This is a genomic window from Acinetobacter sp. ANC 4218 (assembly GCF_002135245.1).
In the GTDB taxonomy this organism is placed as follows: domain Bacteria; phylum Pseudomonadota; class Gammaproteobacteria; order Pseudomonadales; family Moraxellaceae; genus Acinetobacter.
This window is the reverse complement of the sequence record NZ_NEGD01000014.1, coordinates 58,870-83,039: the sequence shown is the minus strand read 5'-3', so window position 1 is coordinate 83,039 and position 24,170 is coordinate 58,870. Positions and strand designations below refer to the sequence as shown.

The window sequence follows — 24,170 nt, the reverse complement described above, 5'->3', positions numbered from 1 at the left end:
TTCTATAAGCACCCCAGCCATACGGACCTCACTTGATGCTTGGCATCATATTCAAAACATCGTCACCAAATACACCGCCTGTATAGGTGGTACCGATTGGCATGGTGGAAGGTTTATTTTTTGGTTGTTCTTCAGTGACTTCATTTTGAGGATTCAAAATATTAAGAGTGGCTTTTCCATCAGCTACCCGTTTCAGAAAATCAATTTCCGCCTTATAACGGTTTTCAACTTCTTCGGTCGGTTGCTGAAAGTAAAGTCGGTAACGTGCGATATTGCACGCTATCCGCTTTAAAGTGCTGGGGATACTCGGCAAAGGCAGGACGTACTTCACAGCAATGTAGCTATCGATTTCCTCTGAAGCATCCTGTAGGGCTTCTTCTATCGAATTGCCCACAGTTTGCATTATTTCCAGTTGCTGAAGTTCACCCTCACCGAAACGCGCCTCCAAGTCATTTCGAGTAGCGTACATTGTTCACCTACTTAGTTTCGTCAGCTGGCTTGTCGCCTGTTTTAGGCTTTGCCGCAGGCTTCAACTTTTCAAGTTCAGCCACCTTAGCCTTAAGTTCAGCATTTTCCTTTTCCAGCTCAGCCAACCGTTCGACGGTACCATCCGCTTTAGGCTCCTTAGGCTCTTGATATTCTTCAATAGCCCCAGATGCTAAAAGGGCCTGAAGTTGGTTAGCTTCAAGCCCTTTAATTTCCTGACCTGGACGAAAATGTCCGATCGATTGTTTTGCAATGTACTTTGGCATCAATATTCCCCTTATACGAATCCACGACCGCCCACTAAACCGTTCTTGTTATTGGGAACAGCAAGTGGAGATGATTCAGCTAATAATTGAATGCTTGAAGGATTCTTTTCTTGCCATTGGCTTAAATAGAATTCTAATGCCTGGCCAAATGCCTCAACGTTTTGAAGCGCACAATGTGCAATCCAGCCATTAGCATCAGAAACTAAACCAAAGAAATCTTCCGGAATAAAACGTTCAGCAACACCTTCCATGCTGTGTTTCACGTCATAAGTCCAGATTTCAATGTTATCCACTGTGCCACGGAACTGAGGCTTATCAGCCTGGTCAAAAGTTGGTGTGATTGGAACACTGATACCTGCATAAGGAGCAATGAATTTTTCTTTAAACTCTGGGTCCTTCATCAAGACGTTAAATACTTTAGAGGTAGTTAAAGCCATATTCGGTGATGTACCAGAATGCTCAACTGATAAATCAATCATCGACTGCATGTCTTTAACTGGTGTAGCACCTGCCTGCCCCCATTTGACTAATGGAGTGAAGTTACAAGCAGGGTTACGCTCGTAATCTACTTCATACATTGGGAAGTCTGCTGAAGCAAAGGTCGTTTTACCGTAGAGAAGTACATCACGCGCAATTAATAGCTTTCGGTTTTCAATTGATTGGCGCAGATAGAGAGCCTTTTGCGCCTGATCGATAAGCAACAGGTCTGCATCAGATAAACGATTTGAACCGGTCGCAATCACTCCAAACTGACGTAAACGTGCGATAAGAGCAGTGTTTTGCACTTCACTTGGCATAACCGTCATCATCGGTTTTAGGTAGGCAGGCTTCACGAATTTCACATTGCCAGACTCACCCACTTTAATTTGACGACCAGCTGCAGTCGGAGTAACAAACGGCGCAAGTGGAGTTGCTGTATTCAGCTCACCAACTGGAACTTCCTTTTTGGTGTATGAAACACGTTGAGGGAAAAAGCGGTCCATCAACCAGGTATCTACCTTTTGAGTAGTATCGGTGAGTAGCACTAGTTGTGGCACATCCAGCAATTCAACTGGTGCATTTTGAAATGTAAAAGTTTGACTCATGTCTTAGTTCCCCACAACTTTACGAAGTTCGATTTTATTAGCCAATGCCTGTGCACGTACTGCATCATATTGATCTGCTGTTAATGGAACTCCGTTCACAGTAACTACAGCAATATCGAAGGGGCCTTGTGTGTAGATTGGCATTTCTAAGTTATTGTTGGCGTGATATGTAGATTGCTCTACAGTGAAATCTGATACAGCAATCGCGTTCCAATCCCCTACCACCCCAGTGGTAACAACGGGGTGGTCAGCCACATTATTTACACCAACGTTAAGTAGGTCGCCTCGTTTGTATGCAGTTGCTGTTTTTACTTTGGCATTTTCAGTGCGAATACCATCACCTACCACCAATTGATTAGTCGTAATGGTTTGAGTAATTGTTCCCATTATTTAGACTCCTGAGCTGCCGCAAATTTGGCGAATGCCTGATCCAAAGCTGATCCTTGTGGAGCTTGCCCACCTTGCCCACCATTTGCTTGGTGACTGAATAAGTGTGCATATGCTGGATTCACACCTGGTGTTTGTGGTGCCGGTTGTTGGCCAGCTGGTGGTTGTTGGTTGCCTGCTGCAAATTGCTTAAGTGTTCCAGCCATCAGATCAAATGCATCATCTGGCATTACAGCAAACTTGGATTTTTCATCAGCACTAAACTCTTTGTTCAAAGCTTTGGCCAAAGAATCAATATCAGCATTACGCTTATCTGTAGCAAATTTTTTAACCTGATCCTGCAAACCTGAAATAGTTTGCTCATGTTCTTTAATTTTTGCTTTCGCTTGTTCTAGGTCCACGTCTGTGTCCTCTGGTTGATTAAAGTTTTTTGGAGAGTGGCTTGCTGCCACTGCGCTTGTGTTGTCATCCGCACCCAAAGCACAGAAAGACACTTCACGAATACGACCACCGCGGAATACAGTAATTGGACCTTGGTGTGTTTTACCGTTTACAAGAACCGTTTTGTCTGCGGCAATTTCTTCTACTGAACTTGGTTCAATGCGAACTGACATCTGCCATGGAAAGCCATCGTCAGAGTCTTGAGCAACCTGAGTACCGTACTCATTACTCATCAAGTCACCAGAAATCACCAAGCCTTGCTCGTAGTTAATGCTGTGACTGTTGATTGCACCTGCACGTTGTTTTGAACAGTGTTCAAGTAGTGCAGGAATGCGACCTTTAATTTGCATAGAATCCAAATCAAAGATGATTCGATCCCAATACCAGTGATCGACGATCGGCTCTCCACTGTAAGCCACGCCTGTAAATGTGCGCTTTTTCTTCCCTTCTACGGGCTGTTCAACTGCAAACGTACCAAGCTCAAAGCAAAACTGATCCTTTGGCTTTTCATTTGGCTTTTCATTTGGATCTGGCATTTTCATGCTCCATAAAAAAACCGCCCTTTCGGACGGTTTAAATGTTTGTGATTATTTAAATACTTCGAATTAATGCTAAGAGTTTTTCTTCAGTTTCTTTGGTGTGTTCATAGAATACTGAGTTCTCCTTTTTAAGAGCAGAAGCCAATGTATCAATAATTCGTAGCTTCTCATCCAGTGAATAATCGAATTTTAAGCCACTGTCATTAGATGAATCAGAACCTAAAGGCGCATCTCCATTCGATACATCTGGGTTTACTGCCAAAGCATTTACCCCAAAATCGCGCACTAATGCACGACAACCACGCTCATCGACCTTTAAGGCACCTGTTAGAAATAAACGTAACTCCTGTTCTTCTTCCGCTGTTTCAATGGTTAAAGTCCGAATAAATTTGGGTAGCTCGACACCTTCTTTAACATCAATAAGGATCATGCCATCGATTCCAGATACACGCATTTTTATTTTCCTCAATAAAAAACCGCCCAGAAGGCGGTCATATTCATTTTTAAATTAGTTCAACAAGGGCTTGAGCGTATAAACCATTTGCCCTTCAGCCGCTTCAATCGAAACCACTTCAAAAGACAATCCAATTGGAAATAGAACACCGTTCCCAGCATTCAGCATATCTAGATCGATACCCAAGCCTTTAGCATTCTCAATCTTGATCACAATGTCTGAGGCTGTATCAGTCATCAGCAACGGCGCATTCAGCTGGACCGCCTGCCCAACCTGATAAGCCGCTACCTGCTGAAGCGTTGCAGCACCCACCACGGTTGAGGTCATGTTACTTGCCACAGCCTGAATAGTTGCCATATCAGTACTTAGCCAACGCTTAAGCACATCATCAGCTAGTGAGCTTGTAGATGAGTTTAAATAGCTGGTTAATGCCGCATCATTTCCCTGCACATAGTCCAGAAAGGTGCGAATCGCACTTGGCCTGATTTGTGGATCAAGTGGAATCACTGTATTGGCCACCGTATCGAATAGATCCCGAGTCTTATCATCCATCGGAGCAAATAGACTGGTCAGCTTTTTGCTCGCAGTCCACTCGGCCTTAATGGCTTCCTTCTGCTCGAGGAGATATTCCTTATCCAGAGACGAAGCAATGATCTTTTTATCCACCAGTGATTCAAGCTCACTGAATTGCAGCGGATGAGAACTCCAATCCAAAGCCTCAGCTACTTCTGGCAACTGATCATCAGGAGTAATGCCGTATTTCAATGCTTGTTTCTCGGTCAAAGCAATCACCGTGCACCGGCAACGGAAGCCCAACGGCGGGTAATGTGTCAGCCAAAACGGATGATCAATCGGCAATACAATTCGATTCAAAGCCAAATGACTGGGACGGACCCGGCTATCATTGATAGCTGAGTACATCAAATACGGTCGTTTAGCCTTATTCCGTTGCTGTTGTTGCCACCTCCCATGACCATAAGCATTCTGGATATTGGTACGAAATACATTGTCCAAATAATGCTTTGGCAGGATGATTTCAGATTCAGCAATCAGCTTTTGAAAGTCGTTAAATGTTCCGCCATCAGCAATCGACTTATTCACTGCCTTGATGACCGTTTCAATCTGCTCAAGACTTGATAAGAAGCTGACTGTCGTCGCCATCTGCCGAGTCTTAAGGTCCATTGAATAGAACTCATCCGGGAGTACAATCTTTTTACTGTGAGCGTATTGGAGCGCCTCAAGGAATGTGACTGGTTGCATATCCACCTCATGGTTTTCGTGGCGGCTTGTGCTTAATAGTTGATTTATTACAACTACATAGCATGTAACCACCTAGTTGCAGCCACTTCCGCCTACATGATTCACATTTTGGAGCAACAAATTTAGGCTTAAACATATCAATGGCTTTTTGTAAAAGATTATTTAAGTCAGAGTTATCAATCATCACTGCCCATCCTTCGCCATTGCATACCCCAGCACATCAGCCGCATACAAAGCCTGATCTAAATTAGCCGTAAATTGCGACTTAGTTGCACCAGGTATTAATTTCGACAAATTAAATATCAAATCTTCTGGTGTCTCAGACTCAGCTGCTAATTGCTGGATCTGCTCATTTGTCAATAACTGCAAATCACCTTGGCCATCCGTCAGCTCTTCTACTTCCTGCTGTGCTGCAGATAACTTGTTGGCAGATGCTTTGAAGTTAAATGCCTGGCGCGGTAATGCAGTGAATTGATTGAACTGCTGTACTGCCTGAGGATCTTTTAGATCACCTTCCTCTAAACCATACTCACGCTGAAAGTATTGGTTAGAGAGTTCAGCACCCGCATTTTTCAACTTCACATCACGGTCAGCTTTAGGTGCATTTAAAGATTTTTCATCCCCAATAATAATTAAATGTCGCTCCCAGCCATTCAACGCACATAATGCATCAAGCATGGCTTGAATCGTTGAAGTGATCATGCGGATATCGGCATCTATTTTATTGTTCTGCACCTCTAAATGAACTTCACCTAAAGCACGTGAACCAGATCCATCTGTACCGCTTGTTAATGTCTGGCCAAGGATTAGTTTTTGAATGCTCCGTTCAATCTTTTTATCAAAACTTTCAAATGCTGCGGATCCACCATTACCATTTGAAGCTGCGCTTAATACCTCTATTGACTCATCGTTATTAATGGATGCGACTGAGCTAGCATGAGCATTTAATAGTGTCTTCAACATCGCTGGAATCATTTTGGATTTACCAACCAGCAAAGGATTACCAAAACGCTCTACGAACTTTGCCCAAAACTTAGTTGTTCCACCCTTAAAGAACCATAACCAATACAGACGGCTAAATAATGCTTCCCCATATGGGTTTTCAAAACTCGGCTTACATTGGGTTAAGAAGTGTTTGAACTGCTGATTGCACTCAATGTCACGGCGCTGATCATTGTAGTTCTGCAGCAGTATCAGCCGTCCATCATTCTTAGGTTCAAACCATTGCATGGGCTTTTTCCCCACCCATTGCCAACCGATGAAGGTTGTAATGTTTGGACCTTCGATGAATAACGATGGGCTTTCAGGTTTAGTGTAAACAGCTTCAAGAACTGAATAGCCAAACCAACGTGCATCCTGAGTCCCAAGCACCAACTCAGACCACCATTTCTTAAGTTCGCTCTGCAGAATTTGAGCAGGTAACCCTTCCGCTGGCTCCAACCGAAATGGTGCACTCTCTAATTTATCCTGGCGCTTTTCTACACATTGATAAATCTCATCGTCATACATCAATACTAATAAACGATGACGAGGCACTCCAGCTTTTCTTAACACCTCATCCAAATCAGGCATGCGGGTTAAGAAATTCATGAAAGCAGTTTCAGCCTGCTGCGAATACAAATAACCCCCAACTTCTTGTTGAGGGTTATTTTCTTTCTTAGATTTTTCTTTCTTAGCCATAAATTAACCTGTCATTGGTTCCTGATAGTTTTGCATCACCGTTGCTTCCTCAACTGCATCAATCAAGGTATCTACCTGGTCGTCATGATCCTGCGTCATGGCTGCATTAAACGACTCACACTCTTCAATAAATGGAGCAACCCACGGCGCATTGACTGGAAGCATCACAAAACGGTCATCAGGATTATTTTCAAAGTCATTTTCCAGTGGTACCTGGATATCCATAAAGCGAGTTAACTTATCGATGTTACGCTGTACGGGAAGCACAGGAACACCAAAATAAGTGCCTAAGTTTTGAATCAACTGTGTACCATGAGCCTTATCTTCAACCTTCATCCAACGGATTGGACGGAGCTCATAGGTATAATCTTTATGCTTATCGATAAATGCCTTTGCCTGCCTGTTCATCTCTGGCGCTTCCCATTTACCCCGCAAAAGATCAATCAGGTAAAGCTTCCCATCAATGCCGAGACCGGCCAGCAAGAACACAGTAAAGTCGTTATGCTCTTTAACCTTCTGCGCTGTATCGACATAAATCGCACGCCACTGCAATGGCGGTAACTCTTTGTATGTTCCGAACCATTCCGCCTTGATGAGGTCACCACCTAATTTCTTAGGTTGCTGCATATATTGGCTTGAGAACGTATAACGCGATACCGTTGCACCCTCTTTATCTTGGCCACCTTTTTCAAGCTGCAGTAATGATTTCAGCGTTTCCTTTTTTGGCCAGTAGCTTTGTCGGCCCTTTTCATCACGCTCAACATCTCTTGGTACCAACTTTTGAATGTGTTCAGGCAAAGTATTGATATAAGCTTCATCAATTAATGCAGGAATAGAAACTTGCTCCCAATCACCAGGTAAGTTGCCAGTCATTACAAAGTGAGTTGGATCCTCGACATGCAGGCGCTGCATAATCATGATGATAGGTGTATCTGACTTGGCCTTTCGGGAGTTCACCGTATTCAGAATCTTACGGTTTGCTGAATCACGCTTGATCTTACTAAAGGCATCTTCCGGCTTTAACGGGTCATCAATGATGATACAACCGGTAAAGCCATCGTCTGCCAGCGTCCCTGCGCGTCTACCTGTTACCTGACCACCCATCGATGCAACATACACATGCCCAACATCGTGATCATCAACTGTAATTTTCCACTCTTTCTTTGAGTCAGTACTATTGGATACCGATAAACCCCACATCTGGGTAAAGTCTTTCGATTTCACAATGTCACGTGCTGTATCTGATACACCCTCAACCAGTGATTGGGAGAACGATAAATACAGAAACTTGGAGCGAGCATTAAGAGCCAAACCACGCGGTATCAAGTTTGTCGTTAATTCAGTTTTACCTGCACCTGGTGGAACATTGATTACAACGTTATCAATCTTTCCAGCAATAACCTGATCGATAATCCATGAGATATAAACGTGGTGCCAATTAACCATAAACTTAAAGCCCATGCGGGGCTTAAAGAACCGCCGGGTGAAATATAAATGCTCATCTTCACACAGCTTTTTCTCAACCTGTGTTTGCAGATCCATTTAGTATTCCTCTTGGGCTTTCCTTACGGCTTCATTGACTTGCTCTTGGGTTGCTTGAATAGTGGTGGTCTGTAGTGGCCCACCATCCTTACCAGTGATTTCTATTTTCTTTTCATAATGGCCTTTGACAATCTTCTGCATCTGATCAATCAATTTGATTGCCATCACTACGTTGCCTTTTTTGGATACCAATAGATCGCTGAGAATTTTCAACTGAACAATATCGTTTGCACCTTCAATATTGTGAAGTGGCTGTTCAATGTATTCCTTACGCGCCTCATTGAATAGATCAATAAATTCCTGTGCTAGATCTGCGCTAGCTGCTTTCGTTGGGTCGTAATATTCCACCTGTTGAGGAGAGACATCTACATTAAATTTTTCCTTGATATCCCTCACCACATCAGAGATAGGCATAAACTGCGCAAGCGACCGAACTATAAAGATTTTTTCTGCTTTTTTAAGCCTTGCCATAAATCACCATCCATCAAGGAATATCAAGGAAAGTGGGCAAAAAAATTTAACCAATCACACAGTTCCCACAACACGCGGCAATATTAGTTTCAGATACGAAACGGCGCATTCTTGGCGATTTCCAAAAGTCGTTTTACTGACTCATCAGCACCCCACCGTTTTGTCTCACCAAAGAACACTTCCACATCATGACCAGCAAGGTAGTGCTTAGGTAGACCAGTCATATCGCTATAGATGATCTCGCCATCTGCATCACGTTCAACGCCGATGTGATAAAGCTCATGTTCAATTAGACGGCAAAACTCACGATCTGAAGTTTGCTCACAATATGCTGCATCCACAGTAATGAGGTATACCGGCACAAAACCAAACCAGTCACGCATCTGCTGTTCCTGCCGTGCTTTCTTCCATCCGCCCTGGTTGAACATGACTTTTTCACATTGGCCCAGCACCATGCGTTTTTTAGCTACGGCGGCCGATGATGCCCAAGCAAATGCCAGGAATGTTTCATCATCATGTAGCAGCTCAGCAATGTGATCATGATCCGGGTTATGGAGTTCACCACCAATAGTCAGCCAGTTTTTAACTACCCATTCTTTTAATTCCACGGCTGGTGCCAATAAAATTGCTTCTTGCTCTTCTGCACGATCAATCAGATCTGTCGGCGGGAATGGTCTGAACTGGTCCATCTTCTAATCTCTCTAACTGGTTTCGAATCCAATTGATCACATAACCTGATTCAATTGCATGTGGCTCAAAACGCTGAATCTTGTAACCCATATCTTCAGCCAGGTCATACTTATTAAATGCGTTTGCTATCTTTTTTCCACCACGACCAACCGACCATGGGCTACCTGCGATTTCTATAAGAAGATTCAACTTCACAATATAAAAATCAAACCGCCAATTTCTGGTTGATTCAAATTGAAACTTCCGACGATAACCAATTCGATACTCTTCTAATTCCTGAAATAGAGTTTCTTCTGCCTCTAAGTATTTTTCTTTTGCTTTAGGTAATGGCTTAGTACGTGGCTTAGTTTTATGCGGGCGTTTCTTGGTTTTCCAAAAATAATCATCTATATCCATAAATTGCGCCCATTAAAAAACCTCCAGGAGGAGGTTATGCAGACATGAACTTATTTTCTCTTGCTTTTCTTGAGTTTCAATTTAATGCCTTTAGGGCCAGCTTCGACTTCAATTTCTTCATAATCATTAAATATTGCAAACAATAGCCCTACCCCCATGAAGACAATAAATGTGATTAAAGCTGCTGTTGATAAAGAAACTGATGCTGCTGCTGTAGCGACCGCGCCCATTGCACCTAAAGTTGCCAAACCTGAGAAACCAGCAGTAAACGGAGCTGCTACAGCCCCAGCAACCGCAATTCCAAGGGAGATTTTCCCTACAGTTTTTAGTTTCGATGCAGCCTTGTAATATTTTAGTACCTCACCCTGTAATAAAATATCTTCTTCTTTATTCTGAACAGCGCGCTTTAATTGCTCTTTTGTTGTTACCACTACCTGAGACATAAACCCTCGAATAAAAATCTATTAATTTTCATGGTCTAATATACAGTAAGACTTTAGCACTTTCTTATCTCAGATAAAGAAAAACCCCGCCAATATCTAGTATGTAGCGGGGTTTTATATGCCGTAATACGTCCGGCAAGTAACAAAGGAAATGTAGAGAAAGGCTATTGAATTTCTTTCAAGCAATCACGACACACTTTGATTTCTTCATCATCAACTGTGTAATCGATTTCTGTCGCACCATGTAGGCCGAATAAACACATTAAGAATCGGAGCATTACTTTTCTCCATGCAAAAAAAAGCCCACATTAGGGAATACGATGTGGGCTTGTAAACAATGACCTTAGGGAGTCATTTAGAAACTATAGCAGTTTCTGTGAACAATTATACATTTATCAATCAATATTTGATATTTATTTAAACCAAAATTTTACTTTTTGTTATATTATTCACACAATTTTCAAAAATAAAGAAATCCACCATGAAAAAGTATATTTTTTGGGCACTTTTAATGTTTCTTACAATCTCAAGCTTAGGGTGCTTTGCTATATTAATCATTTCTAAAGACATGTTATTTGCAATACTTGGGGCTTTGCTTGCCTTGGCCGCACTTTTAACTTATCTAGAAATAAAATCCATCGATAGCGATCCATTTTTTAAGTAGGCATTTCAAACAATAAAGGACTCATTCCATAAGTTTTTTTGCTATTGCTTATCTAACAGTTTTCCACACTTGCGACATTCGACCTCAGCAAATATGTCTGACTCGTAATCGAATGCATGAAAACAAAATAACTTACGTAAAAAATGGAGCATCTGTTTTCTCCGAATAAAAAAAGCCCACTCAAGGAAAGTGAGGTGGGCTTATAAACAATGACTTTGGAGGGTCATTCAGAAACTTACAGCAGTTTCTATTGGCTATTTTCTACACCATTCAAGTATTTTTCAGTGGCGAAATATACCAAAAATTAAAATAGTGATAATTAAATCAAAATATTAGAAAAACTTAATTAATGATGTATCAAATATTAAAAAAGCCCGCTTAACCGGGGATGGTATTAAGCGGGCTAATATGGGGTGTCATCTTTTTTATTTTTATTGCACTTTCTCTTTGGAGCAAAAAAAATATACCACTCTACTCTGATTAACAGAGTATAGAGAATGCACAGGAACTGTTTTCACTTGTCTACTTTGGGTTATTTTTCTTTTTAAGGTATGGCAATTTTGATTTAAAGATGACTTCACCTCTTGTCACTCTAAACTCTTTTTTTGTTCCAGGATGAATAAAAGTGTTTTCGCCATCTAAACTAATCACATTTTCATTAATCACTATTTGAGGTAAAGGCACACATATAGGGTTTCTTCCATATTCATTGAAAACCTTTTCAAATACCTGCTCTACCACTATCTTCATACCGCAACGACTTATAGCTTTTACTTCTTTTAATATAAAAATTTTAGACATTTCCAATAACTCTTTTTATTTTTTTCCAAAGAATTATAGAAGTGCCATCTTTATGTGTTGTTAATTTTTTATATAAATTTGTGATCAAAAAAATCTGGGTGCCCTGATATTGCTTACACATGACATTTCTCAGGGCATTAAAAAACCACACGAAGGTGGTTTAATCTGAGGTTGCGTTTCCACAATTTATTAGATCAGGGAACTGACCATTTAACTCAGCAATATATACTGTTGCAACTTCCTCAAATCCTTTTTTAGTTTTAATAGATATTGAACGACCCACTATCTCGTAGGACTCAATACCATAAAGTTGTTTATCTTCTTCAATTTTTTTGATTAATTCATCTCTAGTGGTCATTAGAACTATTCTCTTTTTTATTTTAGAGATGTACATATAGCAAAAAAGCCCACCTTTTGGCGAGCTTTTTAACACTTGGTCTCGGATAACCGTAATACGACCAGTATAGTAAAACTATACCTTAGTCTTCGTTAAAACGAAATACCTATGCTTTCATTTCTTTGTAAGTATTTTTCTTATACTTTTCTATTGCTTTGGATGCCTCATTGATTGCTGATTCAATGGCTATACTCATCAGGTTTTCATATGGCTTCCAAGTCACTCGATAAGCATCGACGCTCATCTTATTTTTAAATCCAGCATAACCCAAACGACCTTGAGCCGTGTAATCAGCCTCTAGGCTTGGATCTAAAGCAAAATCAATCACCATTCGAGCTACCAGCCATGCCATGTGATAAATCGCAATATGCTCAGGTTCGCGCTTCTTATCTTTATGGGCTTCATTCATCATAATTTTAGCCAGGTGATTACGCACAAATTCATAATCACTTTCCGACTTACCTTCAAACACAATCAAGGCTGTAACTGATTTAGCCAACTGCGTTTCCATAGATGCAATAGCACCCAAGCGATCTTCATAATTCAATGGCTTCTCCCCAGTGCCACGCACATTTGGTTCAAAATTCGGCGACTTAGCAGAGATGCCATGAGTCAACCATTCAAATTGTTCAAACTTTTCCGCCGCTGCATTCATCCCAAATCTCCAACCATCTTCTCTATCTGCTGAACCGCTAAACCCGATTTCACTTGCTCTGTACTAAACCGTATAACCTGATAACCCATCATTGTTGCAGCGTTGTATTTCTCCATATCCCCGATGTATCCCTTACCTCTTGTATGCCTGCCACCACTCCAGATCCCACCCTCCACCTCAACCAAAATCATTTTTCCTACCAGGTGGAAATCAGCTCTCCATTTTCGTTTTGGGTGAAACTGATATTCCTGTTCAAAGTTGATTTTTAAGGCCCTTAACTCCCTGGCCAACTTTGCTTCAAACTCATTCGGTACTTTCTCATTCTTGACCTTAGGACGCTTAGAGCCTCGTTTAGGTGTCCCAATCATTTTCTTGTATTCAGCAATTGAGTAGCTGGTCATGCATCTGCCCCACTGGCCAACTCTGCAAAAAGCTGTTTTGCATGATCAGTTAGAGTAAATCCCTGTGGTGTTTCACCATCCTTTGCCACCAATCCCCAGTGAACCAGGCCATTGAGATAACGCTGCAGGCTGCGAATTGAAATCCCCATGTTTGGCTCTATTGCTGCATGGATTTGCTTAACAGAGATACGGCCTTTGGTTGATGCCATGGTTTTGAAGATCATCAAGTTCGTGTAGGTGCGCTCTGCATCCGTCATGCTGCAGCTCCAGGGAGTGATCCATTGAACCCAACCTGTTTCAAATACGGTTCCCATTTTTTGGCTTGTGCTGGATCTTCAAGTTTCACGGCAATACGTGCAGCGAGTTTTTCATAGGACTCACCCGGTTCAGAGAACTTGCTTGAGAACTCAGGATGTTGTGAAAGTTTTTGAGCGAAGGTGTGAATCTGTTTTTCAGAAAGTTGCTGAGATTTACCTCCGGTACCTGCAGGTTTTCCAGAAGTTGGATTTTGAGTATTCGAATACTTGGTTCTGTAGGCGTTAATCAACCAGTCAGCAAAGTGATAAATCATCAGATCATCACTCATGGGTTTTTCAGCGTTGTAATTCTCGAATGCTCGTTTTTCACGTTCAGCCCATTTCGAATTCATGATGGATTCAAAATCGATGCTGTCATCAGCCAGATAAATTTCTTCACGAAGTTTTTTAAAGCAAAACCAGTCTTTTTTATTTTTAGATTCTTCTGGTAGGTTCTTTGGTAGATTCCGTGTCCCAACGTTGGGACCCTTTAACGGAATTGTTGGGACCCTTTCATGGAATTGTTGGAACTGTTCCGTTGTTGGTACTGTTCCATTGTTGGTACTCTTTAAATCGGCTTTTTGATCTTTTAATGGTTCCATTGTTGGTACTGTTTCACGGCCATTTACCCCAACCAATTGATACACTTTGACCTGTTTGGTTTTCCCTTTTCGCTCACCAGTATCTGCAATTAATCCATCGTCAATCAGCTCATCGATGATCTTTAAAACGGTTTTACGGTCCATTTCTGTGTCATCCACCAATCGAGACATGCTTGGATAAGCACAGTGATCTTCACCAGCCCGGTCCGCAAGTGATAGCAGCACTAATTTCTTGAGCGGTTTCAAAGCCCCACCTTTTTTAGTGGGTATTTCTACACTCCATGCCCATTTGCTGGCATCTAAGCTCATAACTAAACCTCTACTACTTTTGGCTTCACATAACCACCAAATGATTCAACTGAATTCGACTTCACCAGGCTTGATACGATCTGATCAGCCAGATAAATGGTGATGCGAAATCTCCGGGCCATTAACTGGGATAATTCAATTTTGGTAACGGCGGCGTTGTTTTCGTCATAGCCCTTTTTGCGAAGGCTTAATTTCTTTTGTTCATGGATTTCATTCAGCACAAGTAAAGCAGGTTCATAAAATGATTGAATGCCCTGCACCTGCTTATGCTCAGGCATTTTCTTAATTACCTTGTTGGAGATCATGGAACCTCCGCCAAAGCTTGCTCAGTCAACGTAAGACGTCTTTTAGCACCCAACTCCGCCACGTTTGCATGACGGATCATGTGGATTAATGCAAAGCTTCTGTTTCCATCCAGCAATAAGCCCTTACCTTGAACCTTATGCACAGTCATCAAGTGACCTGGCTTGAATGCATCAATAAAAACAACCGTATCACCGGCCAAAAAATCTGATTCTGAAATCAAGCAATGCCCGCACTGCTCTTCTTTAAATTCGCTGCACTTGTTAGCGCATGGGTGTTGTGGTAAATTTGTTTGCATATTTAAAACTCCGCAAGTGTTTTGAATTGACTAAGCCTGATCCCCAAGATCAGGCTTTTTCCATTTCTAAGCTTGATGTGTATTTCTTCATTTGCTTAAGTGCTGCTTGATCCACGGCGGCGATCAACTCTGTTAACCCCTGTGTGAGCGCATGTATTTCTTCGTACTCAGCAGGTGTTACCATCCCATCCTCATACGCATCATAGACAGCCTTATTTGCCTTTCCATTTGTGATATTCGACAGCATCATCGCTTCAAAAATTGATAACTCATGATGCTTGCTTGAATCACAGTTCACTGGGACCAGTGCATAGCCCAACTGATGTGCCCATACTTTTAAAATCTCAGGGTTTCGTGTGTACATCATGATTGTTTCGAGCTTTTTTAAACTCGGTAGATGATTAGGCATACCCACGTTTCCGTAGTTGCAAATCGTGTTGTGTGAGTCACCAGTAACCTCGGAAATGTCTTTCGGTGAAATTCCTTTGGTTTGGTTGATCATTTTAAAAATAGCCGTTTGAGCTTCCCGGCTAAGTGATATTTCTTGCATTGTGAAATCCTTGTTTTCTTTCACGTTTCTTTAAAACATTGACCGAGGGATAATTGGCTCAAGCTACTTTTTGATGTGGGATACTTGGATCTGCTGCCAAAAGCTTGAATGCTGATTTCTCAGGAACCAATTCACCCCACTGATAAACAGCTTGGCGAGTAATTTTTAATGTTTGAGCTACTTTAGGTGCATTAAATCGAGCCAAAACATCACTTGTTTTCATCTCAATTCGCATATTCGATTCCGTTAAGTTTACTTAATTAAGTTAAGAATACTTTACTTTAAAAACACAAGCAAACTTTACTTTAAAAAAGTTAAGCTAACTTTACAAAAAATAATAGGATTTACTTATGAGCACCCTTCAGGAAAGAATGGCCCAGGCAAAAGCACACTACGAAAGCGTGACTGGTAAAAAATTCAAAAATACTGAATTAGCCAACTTTGTGGGTGTTAGTAAGGTTAATGTTGGTTTGTGGTTTAAGGGTCCAACACAGGAGCTTGAGGGGTCAAATCTCTTAAAGGCAGCTACTTACTTGAAAGTTAACTCAAGATGGTTGGCTGGTGAAAAAGCCCCAATGGTTTTGGAAAACCATAAGCTTGATAACAATGTAGATCTATCACAAAAAATAAGCCTTGAAGGTCGCCCTATTCCTGTTATTTCTTGGGTGCAGGCTGGATCGTGGACTACAGTTGAATCAATTCCTGCAGATACCCAGTTTGAAGAGTGGCTCCCACCCAATAAAGATTGTGGAAAAAATGGATATGGTCTTGTTGTTAAAGGTGTATCCATGTCACCAAAGTTTGAACCTGAAGACCGTATCTATGTAAATCCAGATATACAAACTTTTGATCTACAAACAGATGATTTAGTTATTATTTCTTGTACTGGTGAATCCGAAGCAACATTCAAAAAACTGATTATTGAAGGTGGTGAGAAATATTTACAACCACTCAATCCAAATTGGCCAGAACAGATTATCAAGCTTACGGAAGACTGTCGTTTAGTTGGTAAAGTTGTTGGCTTATATAGAAAAATTTAAAAAGTAAGTCACCGGTGACTTGGGGCATTATGAATGCAAACAATTGAAATAAATTCCCGCAAGATCAGCCATGTGCTTTATCAGCACTACCTACTGACAGTAGTGCTTAAGACCGGTGAAAGGTTTCTTTATCGCCTTCTTGAATCAAGTACTTTTGCTAAATTTATAGATTCTGAAGATAAAGATAAATTCTATAAAACTGAAATAGAAGCGAATAAAAAGTTTAAACGTATTCAGCTTTTTATTTAGGTAAATAGAAATTGGATCGGTAAGGTTGTAGGGTTGTAGGGTTGTATCGGGATGTTTAATTAAGACATTAAATATTTGAATACTGCACTTTAGAAAGAGTTATATAATTAATTGAGTAAATTTTATCAGTACTGGATATTAAGATTACATCCCACTAGGTATTTTATTGACAAATATCTAAAATTTAAAGGTTAGCTTTATTTTATCAATTGGAAAAAATTATGGATAATGAAGATGCACTTAAAGAAGCTGAATTACAGCTTCAAAGTTATTCAAAAAAAATAGATTTTTATACTTCTGAATACACAGTTGAAATTCTAGCCAAAAAAGTTGCTGAAAAAGAATATACAGTTCCTGATTACCAACGTGAATTTACATGGGATGAACCAAGAAAAAGTAAATTTATAGAATCTATTTTAATTGGCCTGCCAATTCCATTTGTATTCTTTTGGATGAATGGCGAGACTGGCAAGCTTGAAATCGTTGATGGCTCTCAACGGCTTCGAACTATTGAAGAGTATTTGGGGGGACGATTGATTTTAGAAGGACTTGAACGCTTAGATTTATTAAATGGTACTAGTTTTAATGACTTACCACTATCAAGACGTAGGAAGATCTTAAATATTTCTATCAGGGGAATTATCCTTTCAGAAAACACAGATATGGAAGCTAGAGTCGACTTATTCGAAAGGATTAACACGGGTAGTAAGGTTGCTAACCCAGCTGAAGTTAGACGCGGTGCCCTCCGTGGTAAGTTTATGGACTTTGTTAATCGCTTAGCAACGAATGAATTGTTTATAAAATTAGCCCCTATTTCCTCTAAGCAGAAGAAAGAAAGAGAAGCCGAAGAATTGGTTGCAAGATTTTTTGCATATTCAGATGGTTTGGATGGATATAAAGATGATGTTTCTCCATTTATCTTTAGATATATAAAGAAAATGAACGATGCATTTGATAAAAATCCTAATCTAGAAGTTGAATATGAAAAACGCTTTCAAAGAATGATTGAATTTGTGGATAGGTCTTTTGAATTAGGATTTAGAAAAACATCAGGTGCCAAAACAACACCTAGAGCCAGGTATGAATCAATTGCTTTAGGTTCCCATTTTGCCCTAGAAGAAAAACCTGACTTAAGTGTTGATATTCAAACTACAAACCTAATATTGGATCGTGCTGCATTCAAGAAAGAGATTAGTTCTGATGGTGCTAATGCGAGACGTAAATTGACTGGAAGAATTGAATATATGCGTGATGCATTACTAGAGGGGGTTTGATTTTGGAGCTGGTACGTTCAGTGTTTAATGACAGAATTTATGATATTGAAAGCTATTTTGAATTAGTTAATAACATTGAATTAGCAATTAGTTCGGGTGGGGCTGTATTACACTTTAGTGGGACCAGCTATACTGTAAAACCTGAACAACAGAAAATTATGTACTCTAGTATCTACCTTCATCTATACAACTTAATAGAATCGACTATCTCAACTCTAATTGATGCGGTTGAGAGGCATGCAACATTAGGTATTAATGGACAATTAGATTTATTAACTGAAAATATGCGCAAGTTATATGTTACTTCGGTGGCAGCACCTTATGAACTACTAACAAATGAAAAGAGACTTGAAAAAGCCCTTTTATTATTTGAGCAAGTTCTTAATTTAAGACCAATTAACATCAAAATTCCACCAGGCGGTGGTGGAAACTGGGATGTTATAGAAATAGAAAAATTAAGTAAAAGCATTGGTGTTAACGTTAATTTATCTTCACCATTAAAGCAAAAAGTAATGCGTCCATTTAGAGATGATAAAGCACCGATTCGATTAATCAAAGAAATAAGAAATAAGCTAGCACATGGCTCTATTTCATTTGCAGAATGTGGGAACAATCATGTAGCAAGTGATTTCAGAAAGCTTATTGATATAGTTAAAGATTATTTAAGATATATCATTGATCAATATGATGCTTACATTAGTCAGCATGGATATAGGACATCTGTTCAAACAACAGCATAGATATTTTTTAAAGAAGAAGTAATGCTTAACCCTACTATCTCTCCTAATCTCACAGGAACAGCATTGCCAATCATTCGGCCAATTATTTTGAAAAACACAGGTTTATTAACAGGTGTGAATTGATAATTTAAAGGGAATGTTTGAAATAAAGCAGCCTCCCTTAAACTAATTGCACGATCTTGCTCTGGATGCCCAAACCGACCATTGCCAAATCCATAACACAATGTTGTAATTGTTGGTGCTGGTTGATCCCAGTGCATGCGACCATATACAGCAGAATAAAATTTACCAGATTCCTTCTTATGACATTCTGCACGCAACTCCTCAGGCCAATCTCTCCAAGTACCACCAGGCTTAGATACTTTAATGCGCTTCAAATTAGTCTCGTTGAGCCTAGAGCATGCATGCAGTGGGTCATTTTTTGATTTTTGACCTGCTTGTAAATGTTCGAGACCAAAAATCGTTTCTCTTACCGTAATTGGCTTATCGTGAGTAGGTTTAATTAATTTGATATTACTGAGTTTTGATGCCAAAACCACATGTCGACGTCTAGTTTGTGGCACCCCGTAATCAATACAAGCAACCTCTTGAGCAGTAATTTCATACCCCAGTTTTTTTAATTCATCAATAAAATCATGATAAACCTTATGTTTAGTTACATCTGGCACATTTTCCATGGTTACTAATTCAGGTTTAACTTCTTTAATTAAACGAGAGAAGTGATACAATAAAGGCCATTTTTCATCTTTTGTAGTGTCTCTTCCTTTATTGTAGGTAGAAAAAGGTTGGCATGGAGCACACCCTGCGAGTAGACGTATGCTACCCTCTGAATACCATGACGAAATTTCAGAAGCTGTTACCTCTGCAACATCCTTGTGAACAAAAATTGCATTATTATTATATTCATAGGCGAATTGACATTCCTCAGCAATGTCATATCCAGCCTTCACTTTAATTCCCGATTTAATCAGTCCTGCAGTTAAACCACCCACACCGCAGAACAAATCTACTGCTTCAATTTGCATATTTAAAATAAACCTCATTTCAATGCATATGATATATCTTTTTAAGCCCGACATCGAGGGGGCTGCAAAAAATATTTAACTTCCCTTGCATTATTCCTTTGTCACCATCCTTGGTCGGTGTTCTTTTTCTCACAGTCGCTTATAATCCCTTCACCAATAACAACAACACAAAACCATGAAAACAAAAATACTATCTACCCTACTTCTAACTTTAGCCATCACCGGCTGCCAAAAACAACCAGATCAATCAGCATCTACTGGCACACCCGATCCAACGGCAAAAGCACAATTCGAGAAGTCAGATACAATCATCAATACCTACCTGGACAAGCTAGATAGTGCTGAGACCCAACAAGCAGAAAGAACTCAAATACTCTGTAAAGACTACCCTACTGAATACAAGACCAATTACATGCCAGCCTTACTTAAGCTGTCACCAACTGAATATACACAGGCAAAACTGTTAAAGGATCTGGACATGGCATTGGACTACTACAAGAAAAAAGACAGCATTAAATGCTAAAATAAATAATCGCACCCAAGTTGCAGGTGGCCATCATGGAAAGAGCTATTATTGCGGTAATTCTAATTGTTATACTCATATTGCTAATCATTTTTTATAATACGAAAAGATAGCTTGTATGGTCACATATCAAGCATATCTAAACAATAATGTCATATTATGAGCCTATCTTCACACCCAAATACTACGGATAGTATTCGATCGCACAGACCCACTTCGGTGGGTTTCTTATTTCTGAAACACTACCCTGTTATTTTTTACTCAAGGTCTGATTCGAAAGCAAGACCTGTAATAACTAAGCAGGACCTATCTCACCCACTATTTGTGGGTTTTCTTTTATATAAGCATTTAAATATAAAAATATTTCCTCTGATATTATGGAGTTAAGACTTTGTGCCAACATTGATCTTAAACAACCATAAATACCGGAGAAAAAACTATGATTGAAGTTTCTTTGATAAATATTGCAAAAGGCGTCCAAGAGCCTCTTTATGCTCACGAATTCGAGACTTTACCCCAAATTGGTGAGTGGATAAATCTGGAAGGTCAGATTTTTGAAGTTCTAATGTTGATTCATCACCCTTCAGATCAATCTGGTCCTGATCTATATGTAAAGCATCTAGGCAGCGATATTGATTTAATTGACCATCTGGTCCGTGAAAGCGCAATTTAATCTTTGCTAGATTTTCCTCAGTGAGATGTTCAGGATCAGTTATAAGGATACCGGTAAGCAATCCTTTTGGTCTCTGACCTACTTCCACTGAAATTAGCTCACCCTTGCTGGTTATCCCGATCATTTAAAAGACTCCATCCAACCCATCCCAGTGATGGGTTTTCTTTTGTCTATTAAATCATAAAAATTAAGTTTAATTTACTTATAATGGTAAAGAACTCTTTACAACAATAATAAAGTAAAGTAATCTTTACTCAACAAGTAAACAAAAGCCCCGGGATATCTTGGCAGATGCGGGGCTTTTACTCAAAGAGTGAGATAAGTATGAACCAAACACCTTCCCACAGTCAAACCCCAGAGTTTGGCCACATCCCAACTACAGGGATTCTTTACCAGCAGCCGCCTTCCAGTGAGCAAATTGCTAAGGCGAATCGCTGGAACAAGTTCAAAGCTTTTATGCGTGACGCGATTGCAGTAGTGGTTTTTAGTTCGCCAATTTTGGCAACACCTTTTATGGTCCGTAGTTGTTCAGATGATGTGGATCGTCAGACTGTGCAAGCGGTTAAGTTTCAGATGGAGGTAAGCAAATGACTACTTCTACTCAAAAATTCTCTGAATACCTGGGCGGCTTTGAACAAAACAGCATGTCTATGCGTCTTGGCCATACTGTTTATGTTGAACAAGGTAAAGACATCTTCGCTGAAGATCGTAAAACCGGTGAGCTTCAAAAAGTCACTCTTGAAGAACAAGTTGCCAAGCCTTGGATCCGTCAAAACTTTGACCGTGAACGAGCATTTCAACGTCGTAAGGCTTTGGCCATTGGTTTGCAGAGTTCACATATTCCATTGCGTGAACGTCGTGCGTACAAAAAACGTATGGGCTGGGTTGGGGCTTAAGGGGAATTATCATGACTGTATTTTTTAAAAAAGCTGAACGCAAAAATGCGAAATTACGCCTTGCCCTTGCCGGTCCTACCGGTTCAGGTAAAACCTTAGGTGCACTCCTTTTAGCTAAAGGAATTGGTGGTCGAATTGCAGTAGCAGATACAGAAAACAGTAGTGCTGAATTATATGAAGATGTTGTTGAATTTGAACATGCAAATATTCAACCGCCCTACACTCCTGAAAAATTTATTGATGCTATTCATGCTGCTGAGAAAGCAGGTTTCGATACCTTAATCCTGGACAGTATTACTCATGAATGGTCTGGCGTTGGCGGCTGTTTGGAGATTGTCGACAAACTTTCCGGTACCACTTTCAAAGGTAATAGCTGGGGTGCATGGAGTCAGGTTACACCACGTCATCGCAAGTTTATCGATGCAATGCTTCAGTCCAGCATCAATATCATTGTGACCATGCGCAGCAAAATGGATACCGTTCAGGTTGATGCGGGTAACGGTAAGAAGAAAGTCGAAAAAGTGGGCATGAAAGCTGAACAGCGCGATGGGATTGAATATGAGTTCACTACCGTTCTGGATCTAACCCATGACAACTATGCAGTCAGAACCAAAGACCGTACCCGCATTTTTAGTGAGCCTATGCTGCTTACAGAACAGGCTGGCATATTGCTCAAACAATGGTTGAACTCTGGATCTGCTGATGCGTGTATCAATGGTAATCAATTTTTAGAGCTTGAAGCACTTATGCAACAAGCTGGAATTGATATTGAAAAGTATTGTGCCAAACGTGGACTAAATAGCCTTCACGATGTTCAACAGCAGAAGTTTGATGAGACATGCGCTGGCATTCACTCAATCATTCAACGTACCCAACAAGCACAACAGGCTAATGAGCAGCAGTTACATGCCGAGAATGAAGCACGTTTAGAAAATGATTATCAGGCTGCGTTAAAAGACATTCAAAATGCCAACCAGATTAATGATCTTAATCGTCCTGCTACCTACTTCAAAGGCACAAAGTACGAACAACAAATTTTAAATGCCTGCCAGGCTAAATCAGATATGGAGGGATGGTCAGCATGAATATTTTAAATAGTAATGAAGCTTTTGCAGCAATGATGGCGGGTCGGAATATCATGTGCCGCGCTATTGGTGAATTGATCGAATTCAATGATATCGATCAGTTCCCTGCCAACATCTTTGCTAAACCTGGTTATGAGTTTTGCATCAAAGTTGAAACCATGGAGTTGGCTGGTATTACATTCGAAAAACCCCTGACTCCGGATGAGGTTCAACTCGGCGATGATGTTTATATTGTTCAAGCCAGTGGTGAGATACATCACTATAAATATGTAGTCTGCCATGAGGTATTAAATCAATCTATTGCCCGGGGGTTTGCACAACGCGATCCAAATAATGCACAGCTACAAGCAGAGGCATTTTGTAAACTTTTTGACCGTGTTTACCGCCGAGCAGATATTGTTGAAATTAATACTCAGACAAAACAAAAACGTCGTAGCCGTAAAACAGAAGAACTGGCTGCAAATGACCAAAATTCAACATCAAATGATGTGGAAGAAAAGACATTTGAAAGTCAGTCAAATATTCAGATTACCGAGCCAGGTCCAGTTACTGCAGTAGAAGAAAATTTAACAGAAGAATTTGTTGAAACTGATGCGGTGAAATTGGTTGAGAAGTTTACGGCTCAAATTGATGAATGCACAACAACACGGGATGTTTTGGCTCTACGCCCTGTCTTTATGGCTAATGGCCATCTGGAGCGTGAAGATCAACAACACTTGTGCAAGCTGACTGAAGATAAATTACTTGAACTTGACCCTGAGCAATACACGCCTAAGGTTGAACTGGTTAATGATTTAAGCGTTGATGAACTTAAGCGACTGCAACAAGAAGCTGAAAAACTTATCCAATCTCAAAAAGATGAGCATCTGGAACCGCCAGTTCAGGCCGATGTAGACGATATTCACCAGGTGTTACTAAATGAATTACTTGGAAATGTTGCCAATGCAGCTACACCAATGGAAGCCAATGCTCAAATCAAGTACACCACGCACTGGACCGAAGAACAGCGCAAACCATTAATTGATGCAATCAACAAACGCCTGGTCGAGCTTAATCCACCTAAGGCTCAATCATCACTCGCAGTTCGTATTCAGAAAGCTGAAGACCTAACTGAGCTAGATGCACTGGAAATTGATGTGTCGGCATGTGATGAAGAGATTCAACCAAGATTATTGGAACTGGTTGAGAAGCGTCGACTTGAACTGGATCCGTTTACTGCGGCTATTGGTGAGCCTTAATGAGCTACCAA

The 24,170-nt window shown here is 40.3% G+C and carries 34 protein-coding genes and 1 pseudogene; 10 read left to right on the top strand and 25 right to left on the bottom strand.

Annotated elements, in window-relative coordinates:
• Positions 1–28: 28 nt before the first annotated feature.
• The 13 genes and pseudogenes from B9T38_RS13745 to B9T38_RS13685 form a co-directional block, all read right to left on the bottom strand.
• A complete protein-coding gene (locus B9T38_RS13745; protein WP_086197335.1) occupies positions 29–469 on the bottom strand; it encodes a phage protein Gp36 family protein in 441 nt (146 codons plus the stop codon).
• Positions 470–476: 7 nt separating this feature from the next.
• The gene (locus B9T38_RS13740) at positions 477–752 is read right to left on the bottom strand and encodes a hypothetical protein (protein ID WP_086197334.1); all 276 of its coding nucleotides are present in this window, start codon (positions 750–752) and stop codon (positions 477–479) included.
• Positions 753–763: 11 nt separating this feature from the next.
• Positions 764–1,837, bottom strand: coding sequence for a major capsid protein (locus tag B9T38_RS13735; protein WP_086197333.1), 1,074 nt, complete (start codon positions 1,835–1,837; stop codon positions 764–766).
• Between the two features lie 3 nt (positions 1,838–1,840).
• Positions 1,841–2,224, bottom strand: coding sequence for a hypothetical protein (locus B9T38_RS13730; RefSeq protein WP_086197332.1), 384 nt, complete (start codon positions 2,222–2,224; stop codon positions 1,841–1,843).
• A complete protein-coding gene (locus B9T38_RS13725) occupies positions 2,224–3,201 on the bottom strand; it encodes a hypothetical protein (protein WP_086197331.1) in 978 nt (325 codons plus the stop codon). The genes B9T38_RS13730 and B9T38_RS13725 overlap by 1 nt, the downstream gene beginning before the upstream one ends.
• Positions 3,202–3,256: 55 nt before the next feature.
• Positions 3,257–3,658, bottom strand: a complete 402-nt coding sequence (locus B9T38_RS13720) for a hypothetical protein (protein WP_086197330.1) — start codon at positions 3,656–3,658, stop codon at positions 3,257–3,259.
• A 54-nt stretch (positions 3,659–3,712) separates the two neighbouring features.
• Positions 3,713–4,918, bottom strand: coding sequence for a phage head morphogenesis protein (locus B9T38_RS13715; RefSeq protein ID WP_086197329.1), 1,206 nt, complete (start codon positions 4,916–4,918; stop codon positions 3,713–3,715).
• Between the two features lie 183 nt (positions 4,919–5,101).
• Entirely contained in the window at positions 5,102–6,598 is a 1,497-nt protein-coding gene (locus B9T38_RS13710; RefSeq protein ID WP_086197328.1) for a phage portal protein family protein, read from the bottom strand.
• Between the two features lie 3 nt (positions 6,599–6,601).
• Entirely contained in the window at positions 6,602–8,140 is a 1,539-nt protein-coding gene (gene terL, locus B9T38_RS13705) for a phage terminase large subunit (protein ID WP_086197327.1), read from the bottom strand.
• Positions 8,141–8,611, bottom strand: coding sequence for a DUF2280 domain-containing protein (locus B9T38_RS13700; protein WP_086197326.1), 471 nt, complete (start codon positions 8,609–8,611; stop codon positions 8,141–8,143). It abuts the gene before it with no gap.
• A 46-nt stretch (positions 8,612–8,657) separates the two neighbouring features.
• Positions 8,658–9,300: pseudogene (locus B9T38_RS13695) on the bottom strand (putative metallopeptidase).
• Complete coding sequence (locus B9T38_RS13690; RefSeq protein WP_086197325.1) at positions 9,260–9,697, bottom strand: hypothetical protein; 438 nt, start codon at positions 9,695–9,697, stop codon at positions 9,260–9,262. Before B9T38_RS13690 ends, B9T38_RS13695 begins: the two are co-directional and overlap by 41 nt.
• 50 nt (positions 9,698–9,747) lie before the next feature.
• Positions 9,748–10,140, bottom strand: a complete 393-nt coding sequence (locus B9T38_RS13685; RefSeq protein WP_086197324.1) for a PM1101 family membrane protein — start codon at positions 10,138–10,140, stop codon at positions 9,748–9,750.
• Between the two features lie 481 nt (positions 10,141–10,621).
• Between B9T38_RS13685 and B9T38_RS13680 the strand changes: the two genes are divergently transcribed.
• A complete protein-coding gene (locus B9T38_RS13680; RefSeq protein ID WP_086197323.1) occupies positions 10,622–10,804 on the top strand; it encodes a hypothetical protein in 183 nt (60 codons plus the stop codon).
• Positions 10,805–11,326: 522 nt separating this feature from the next.
• Here B9T38_RS13680 and B9T38_RS13675 read toward each other — a convergent pair.
• The 10 genes from B9T38_RS13675 to B9T38_RS13630 all read right to left on the bottom strand — a co-directional run bounded on the left by B9T38_RS13675 (position 11,327) and on the right by B9T38_RS13630 (position 15,651).
• Positions 11,327–11,605 (bottom strand): hypothetical protein, encoded by a 279-nt coding sequence (locus B9T38_RS13675; RefSeq protein WP_502687119.1) that lies wholly within the window; start codon positions 11,603–11,605, stop codon positions 11,327–11,329.
• A 160-nt stretch (positions 11,606–11,765) separates the two neighbouring features.
• A complete protein-coding gene (locus B9T38_RS13670) occupies positions 11,766–11,963 on the bottom strand; it encodes a hypothetical protein (RefSeq protein WP_143222720.1) in 198 nt (65 codons plus the stop codon).
• Positions 11,964–12,108: 145 nt separating this feature from the next.
• Entirely contained in the window at positions 12,109–12,657 is a 549-nt protein-coding gene (locus B9T38_RS13665) for a hypothetical protein (protein WP_086197321.1), read from the bottom strand.
• Positions 12,654–13,058 (bottom strand): putative endonuclease domain-containing protein, encoded by a 405-nt coding sequence (locus B9T38_RS13660; protein WP_086197320.1) that lies wholly within the window; start codon positions 13,056–13,058, stop codon positions 12,654–12,656. The genes B9T38_RS13665 and B9T38_RS13660 overlap by 4 nt, the downstream gene beginning before the upstream one ends.
• On the bottom strand, positions 13,055–13,315 hold the full coding sequence (locus B9T38_RS13655; protein WP_086197319.1) for a helix-turn-helix domain-containing protein: 261 nt from the start codon (positions 13,313–13,315) through the stop codon (positions 13,055–13,057). Before B9T38_RS13655 ends, B9T38_RS13660 begins: the two co-directional genes overlap by 4 nt.
• On the bottom strand, positions 13,312–14,265 hold the full coding sequence (locus B9T38_RS13650) for a helix-turn-helix domain-containing protein (RefSeq protein ID WP_086197318.1): 954 nt from the start codon (positions 14,263–14,265) through the stop codon (positions 13,312–13,314). Before B9T38_RS13650 ends, B9T38_RS13655 begins: the two co-directional genes overlap by 4 nt.
• Before the next feature lie 2 nt (positions 14,266–14,267).
• On the bottom strand, positions 14,268–14,570 hold the full coding sequence (locus B9T38_RS13645) for a hypothetical protein (protein ID WP_086197317.1): 303 nt from the start codon (positions 14,568–14,570) through the stop codon (positions 14,268–14,270).
• Complete coding sequence (locus B9T38_RS13640; RefSeq protein WP_086197316.1) at positions 14,567–14,866, bottom strand: hypothetical protein; 300 nt, start codon at positions 14,864–14,866, stop codon at positions 14,567–14,569. Before B9T38_RS13640 ends, B9T38_RS13645 begins: the two co-directional genes overlap by 4 nt.
• A 49-nt stretch (positions 14,867–14,915) precedes the next feature.
• On the bottom strand, positions 14,916–15,416 hold the full coding sequence (locus B9T38_RS13635; RefSeq protein WP_086197315.1) for a phage regulatory CII family protein: 501 nt from the start codon (positions 15,414–15,416) through the stop codon (positions 14,916–14,918).
• 58 nt (positions 15,417–15,474) lie between these two features.
• The gene (locus B9T38_RS13630; RefSeq protein WP_086197314.1) at positions 15,475–15,651 is read right to left on the bottom strand and encodes a Cro/CI family transcriptional regulator; all 177 of its coding nucleotides are present in this window, start codon (positions 15,649–15,651) and stop codon (positions 15,475–15,477) included.
• Positions 15,652–15,766: 115 nt separating this feature from the next.
• On the opposite strand from B9T38_RS13630, the gene B9T38_RS13625 reads away from it, so the two are divergent.
• The 4 genes from B9T38_RS13625 to B9T38_RS13610 all read left to right on the top strand — a co-directional run bounded on the left by B9T38_RS13625 (position 15,767) and on the right by B9T38_RS13610 (position 18,719).
• Complete coding sequence (locus tag B9T38_RS13625; RefSeq protein ID WP_086197313.1) at positions 15,767–16,456, top strand: LexA family protein; 690 nt, start codon at positions 15,767–15,769, stop codon at positions 16,454–16,456.
• 33 nt (positions 16,457–16,489) lie between these two features.
• Positions 16,490–16,705, top strand: coding sequence for a KTSC domain-containing protein (locus B9T38_RS13620; protein WP_086197312.1), 216 nt, complete (start codon positions 16,490–16,492; stop codon positions 16,703–16,705).
• 221 nt (positions 16,706–16,926) lie between these two features.
• A complete protein-coding gene (locus B9T38_RS13615) occupies positions 16,927–17,979 on the top strand; it encodes a DUF262 domain-containing protein (RefSeq protein ID WP_086197311.1) in 1,053 nt (350 codons plus the stop codon).
• Positions 17,980–17,981: 2 nt separating this feature from the next.
• Complete coding sequence (locus B9T38_RS13610) at positions 17,982–18,719, top strand: MAE_28990/MAE_18760 family HEPN-like nuclease (RefSeq protein WP_086197310.1); 738 nt, start codon at positions 17,982–17,984, stop codon at positions 18,717–18,719.
• Here B9T38_RS13610 and B9T38_RS13605 read toward each other — a convergent pair.
• A complete protein-coding gene (locus B9T38_RS13605; protein WP_502687118.1) occupies positions 18,704–19,798 on the bottom strand; it encodes a DNA cytosine methyltransferase in 1,095 nt (364 codons plus the stop codon). The two genes, B9T38_RS13610 and B9T38_RS13605, sit on opposite strands and share 16 nt — an antisense overlap.
• Before the next feature lie 121 nt (positions 19,799–19,919).
• Here B9T38_RS13605 and B9T38_RS13600 point away from each other — a divergent pair, with 121 nt between their 5' ends.
• Complete coding sequence (locus B9T38_RS13600) at positions 19,920–20,267, top strand: hypothetical protein (RefSeq protein ID WP_086197309.1); 348 nt, start codon at positions 19,920–19,922, stop codon at positions 20,265–20,267.
• Positions 20,268–20,704: 437 nt separating this feature from the next.
• Here the strand turns inward: B9T38_RS13600 and B9T38_RS13590 are convergent, their stop codons facing one another.
• Complete coding sequence (locus B9T38_RS13590) at positions 20,705–21,064, bottom strand: hypothetical protein (RefSeq protein WP_251992245.1); 360 nt, start codon at positions 21,062–21,064, stop codon at positions 20,705–20,707.
• A 200-nt stretch (positions 21,065–21,264) separates the two neighbouring features.
• Between B9T38_RS13590 and B9T38_RS13585 the strand changes: the two genes are divergently transcribed.
• From B9T38_RS13585 to B9T38_RS13570, 4 genes are read left to right on the top strand one after another with little or no spacing between them, the layout of a single operon-like run.
• On the top strand, positions 21,265–21,531 hold the full coding sequence (locus tag B9T38_RS13585) for a hypothetical protein (RefSeq protein ID WP_086197308.1): 267 nt from the start codon (positions 21,265–21,267) through the stop codon (positions 21,529–21,531).
• A complete protein-coding gene (locus B9T38_RS13580; protein ID WP_086197307.1) occupies positions 21,528–21,836 on the top strand; it encodes a hypothetical protein in 309 nt (102 codons plus the stop codon). Before B9T38_RS13585 ends, B9T38_RS13580 begins: the two co-directional genes overlap by 4 nt.
• An 11-nt stretch (positions 21,837–21,847) precedes the next feature.
• On the top strand, positions 21,848–22,921 hold the full coding sequence (locus B9T38_RS13575) for an ATP-binding protein (protein ID WP_086197306.1): 1,074 nt from the start codon (positions 21,848–21,850) through the stop codon (positions 22,919–22,921).
• Positions 22,918–24,159 (top strand): hypothetical protein, encoded by a 1,242-nt coding sequence (locus B9T38_RS13570; protein WP_086197305.1) that lies wholly within the window; start codon positions 22,918–22,920, stop codon positions 24,157–24,159. Before B9T38_RS13575 ends, B9T38_RS13570 begins: the two co-directional genes overlap by 4 nt.
• Positions 24,160–24,170 lie beyond the last annotated feature (11 nt).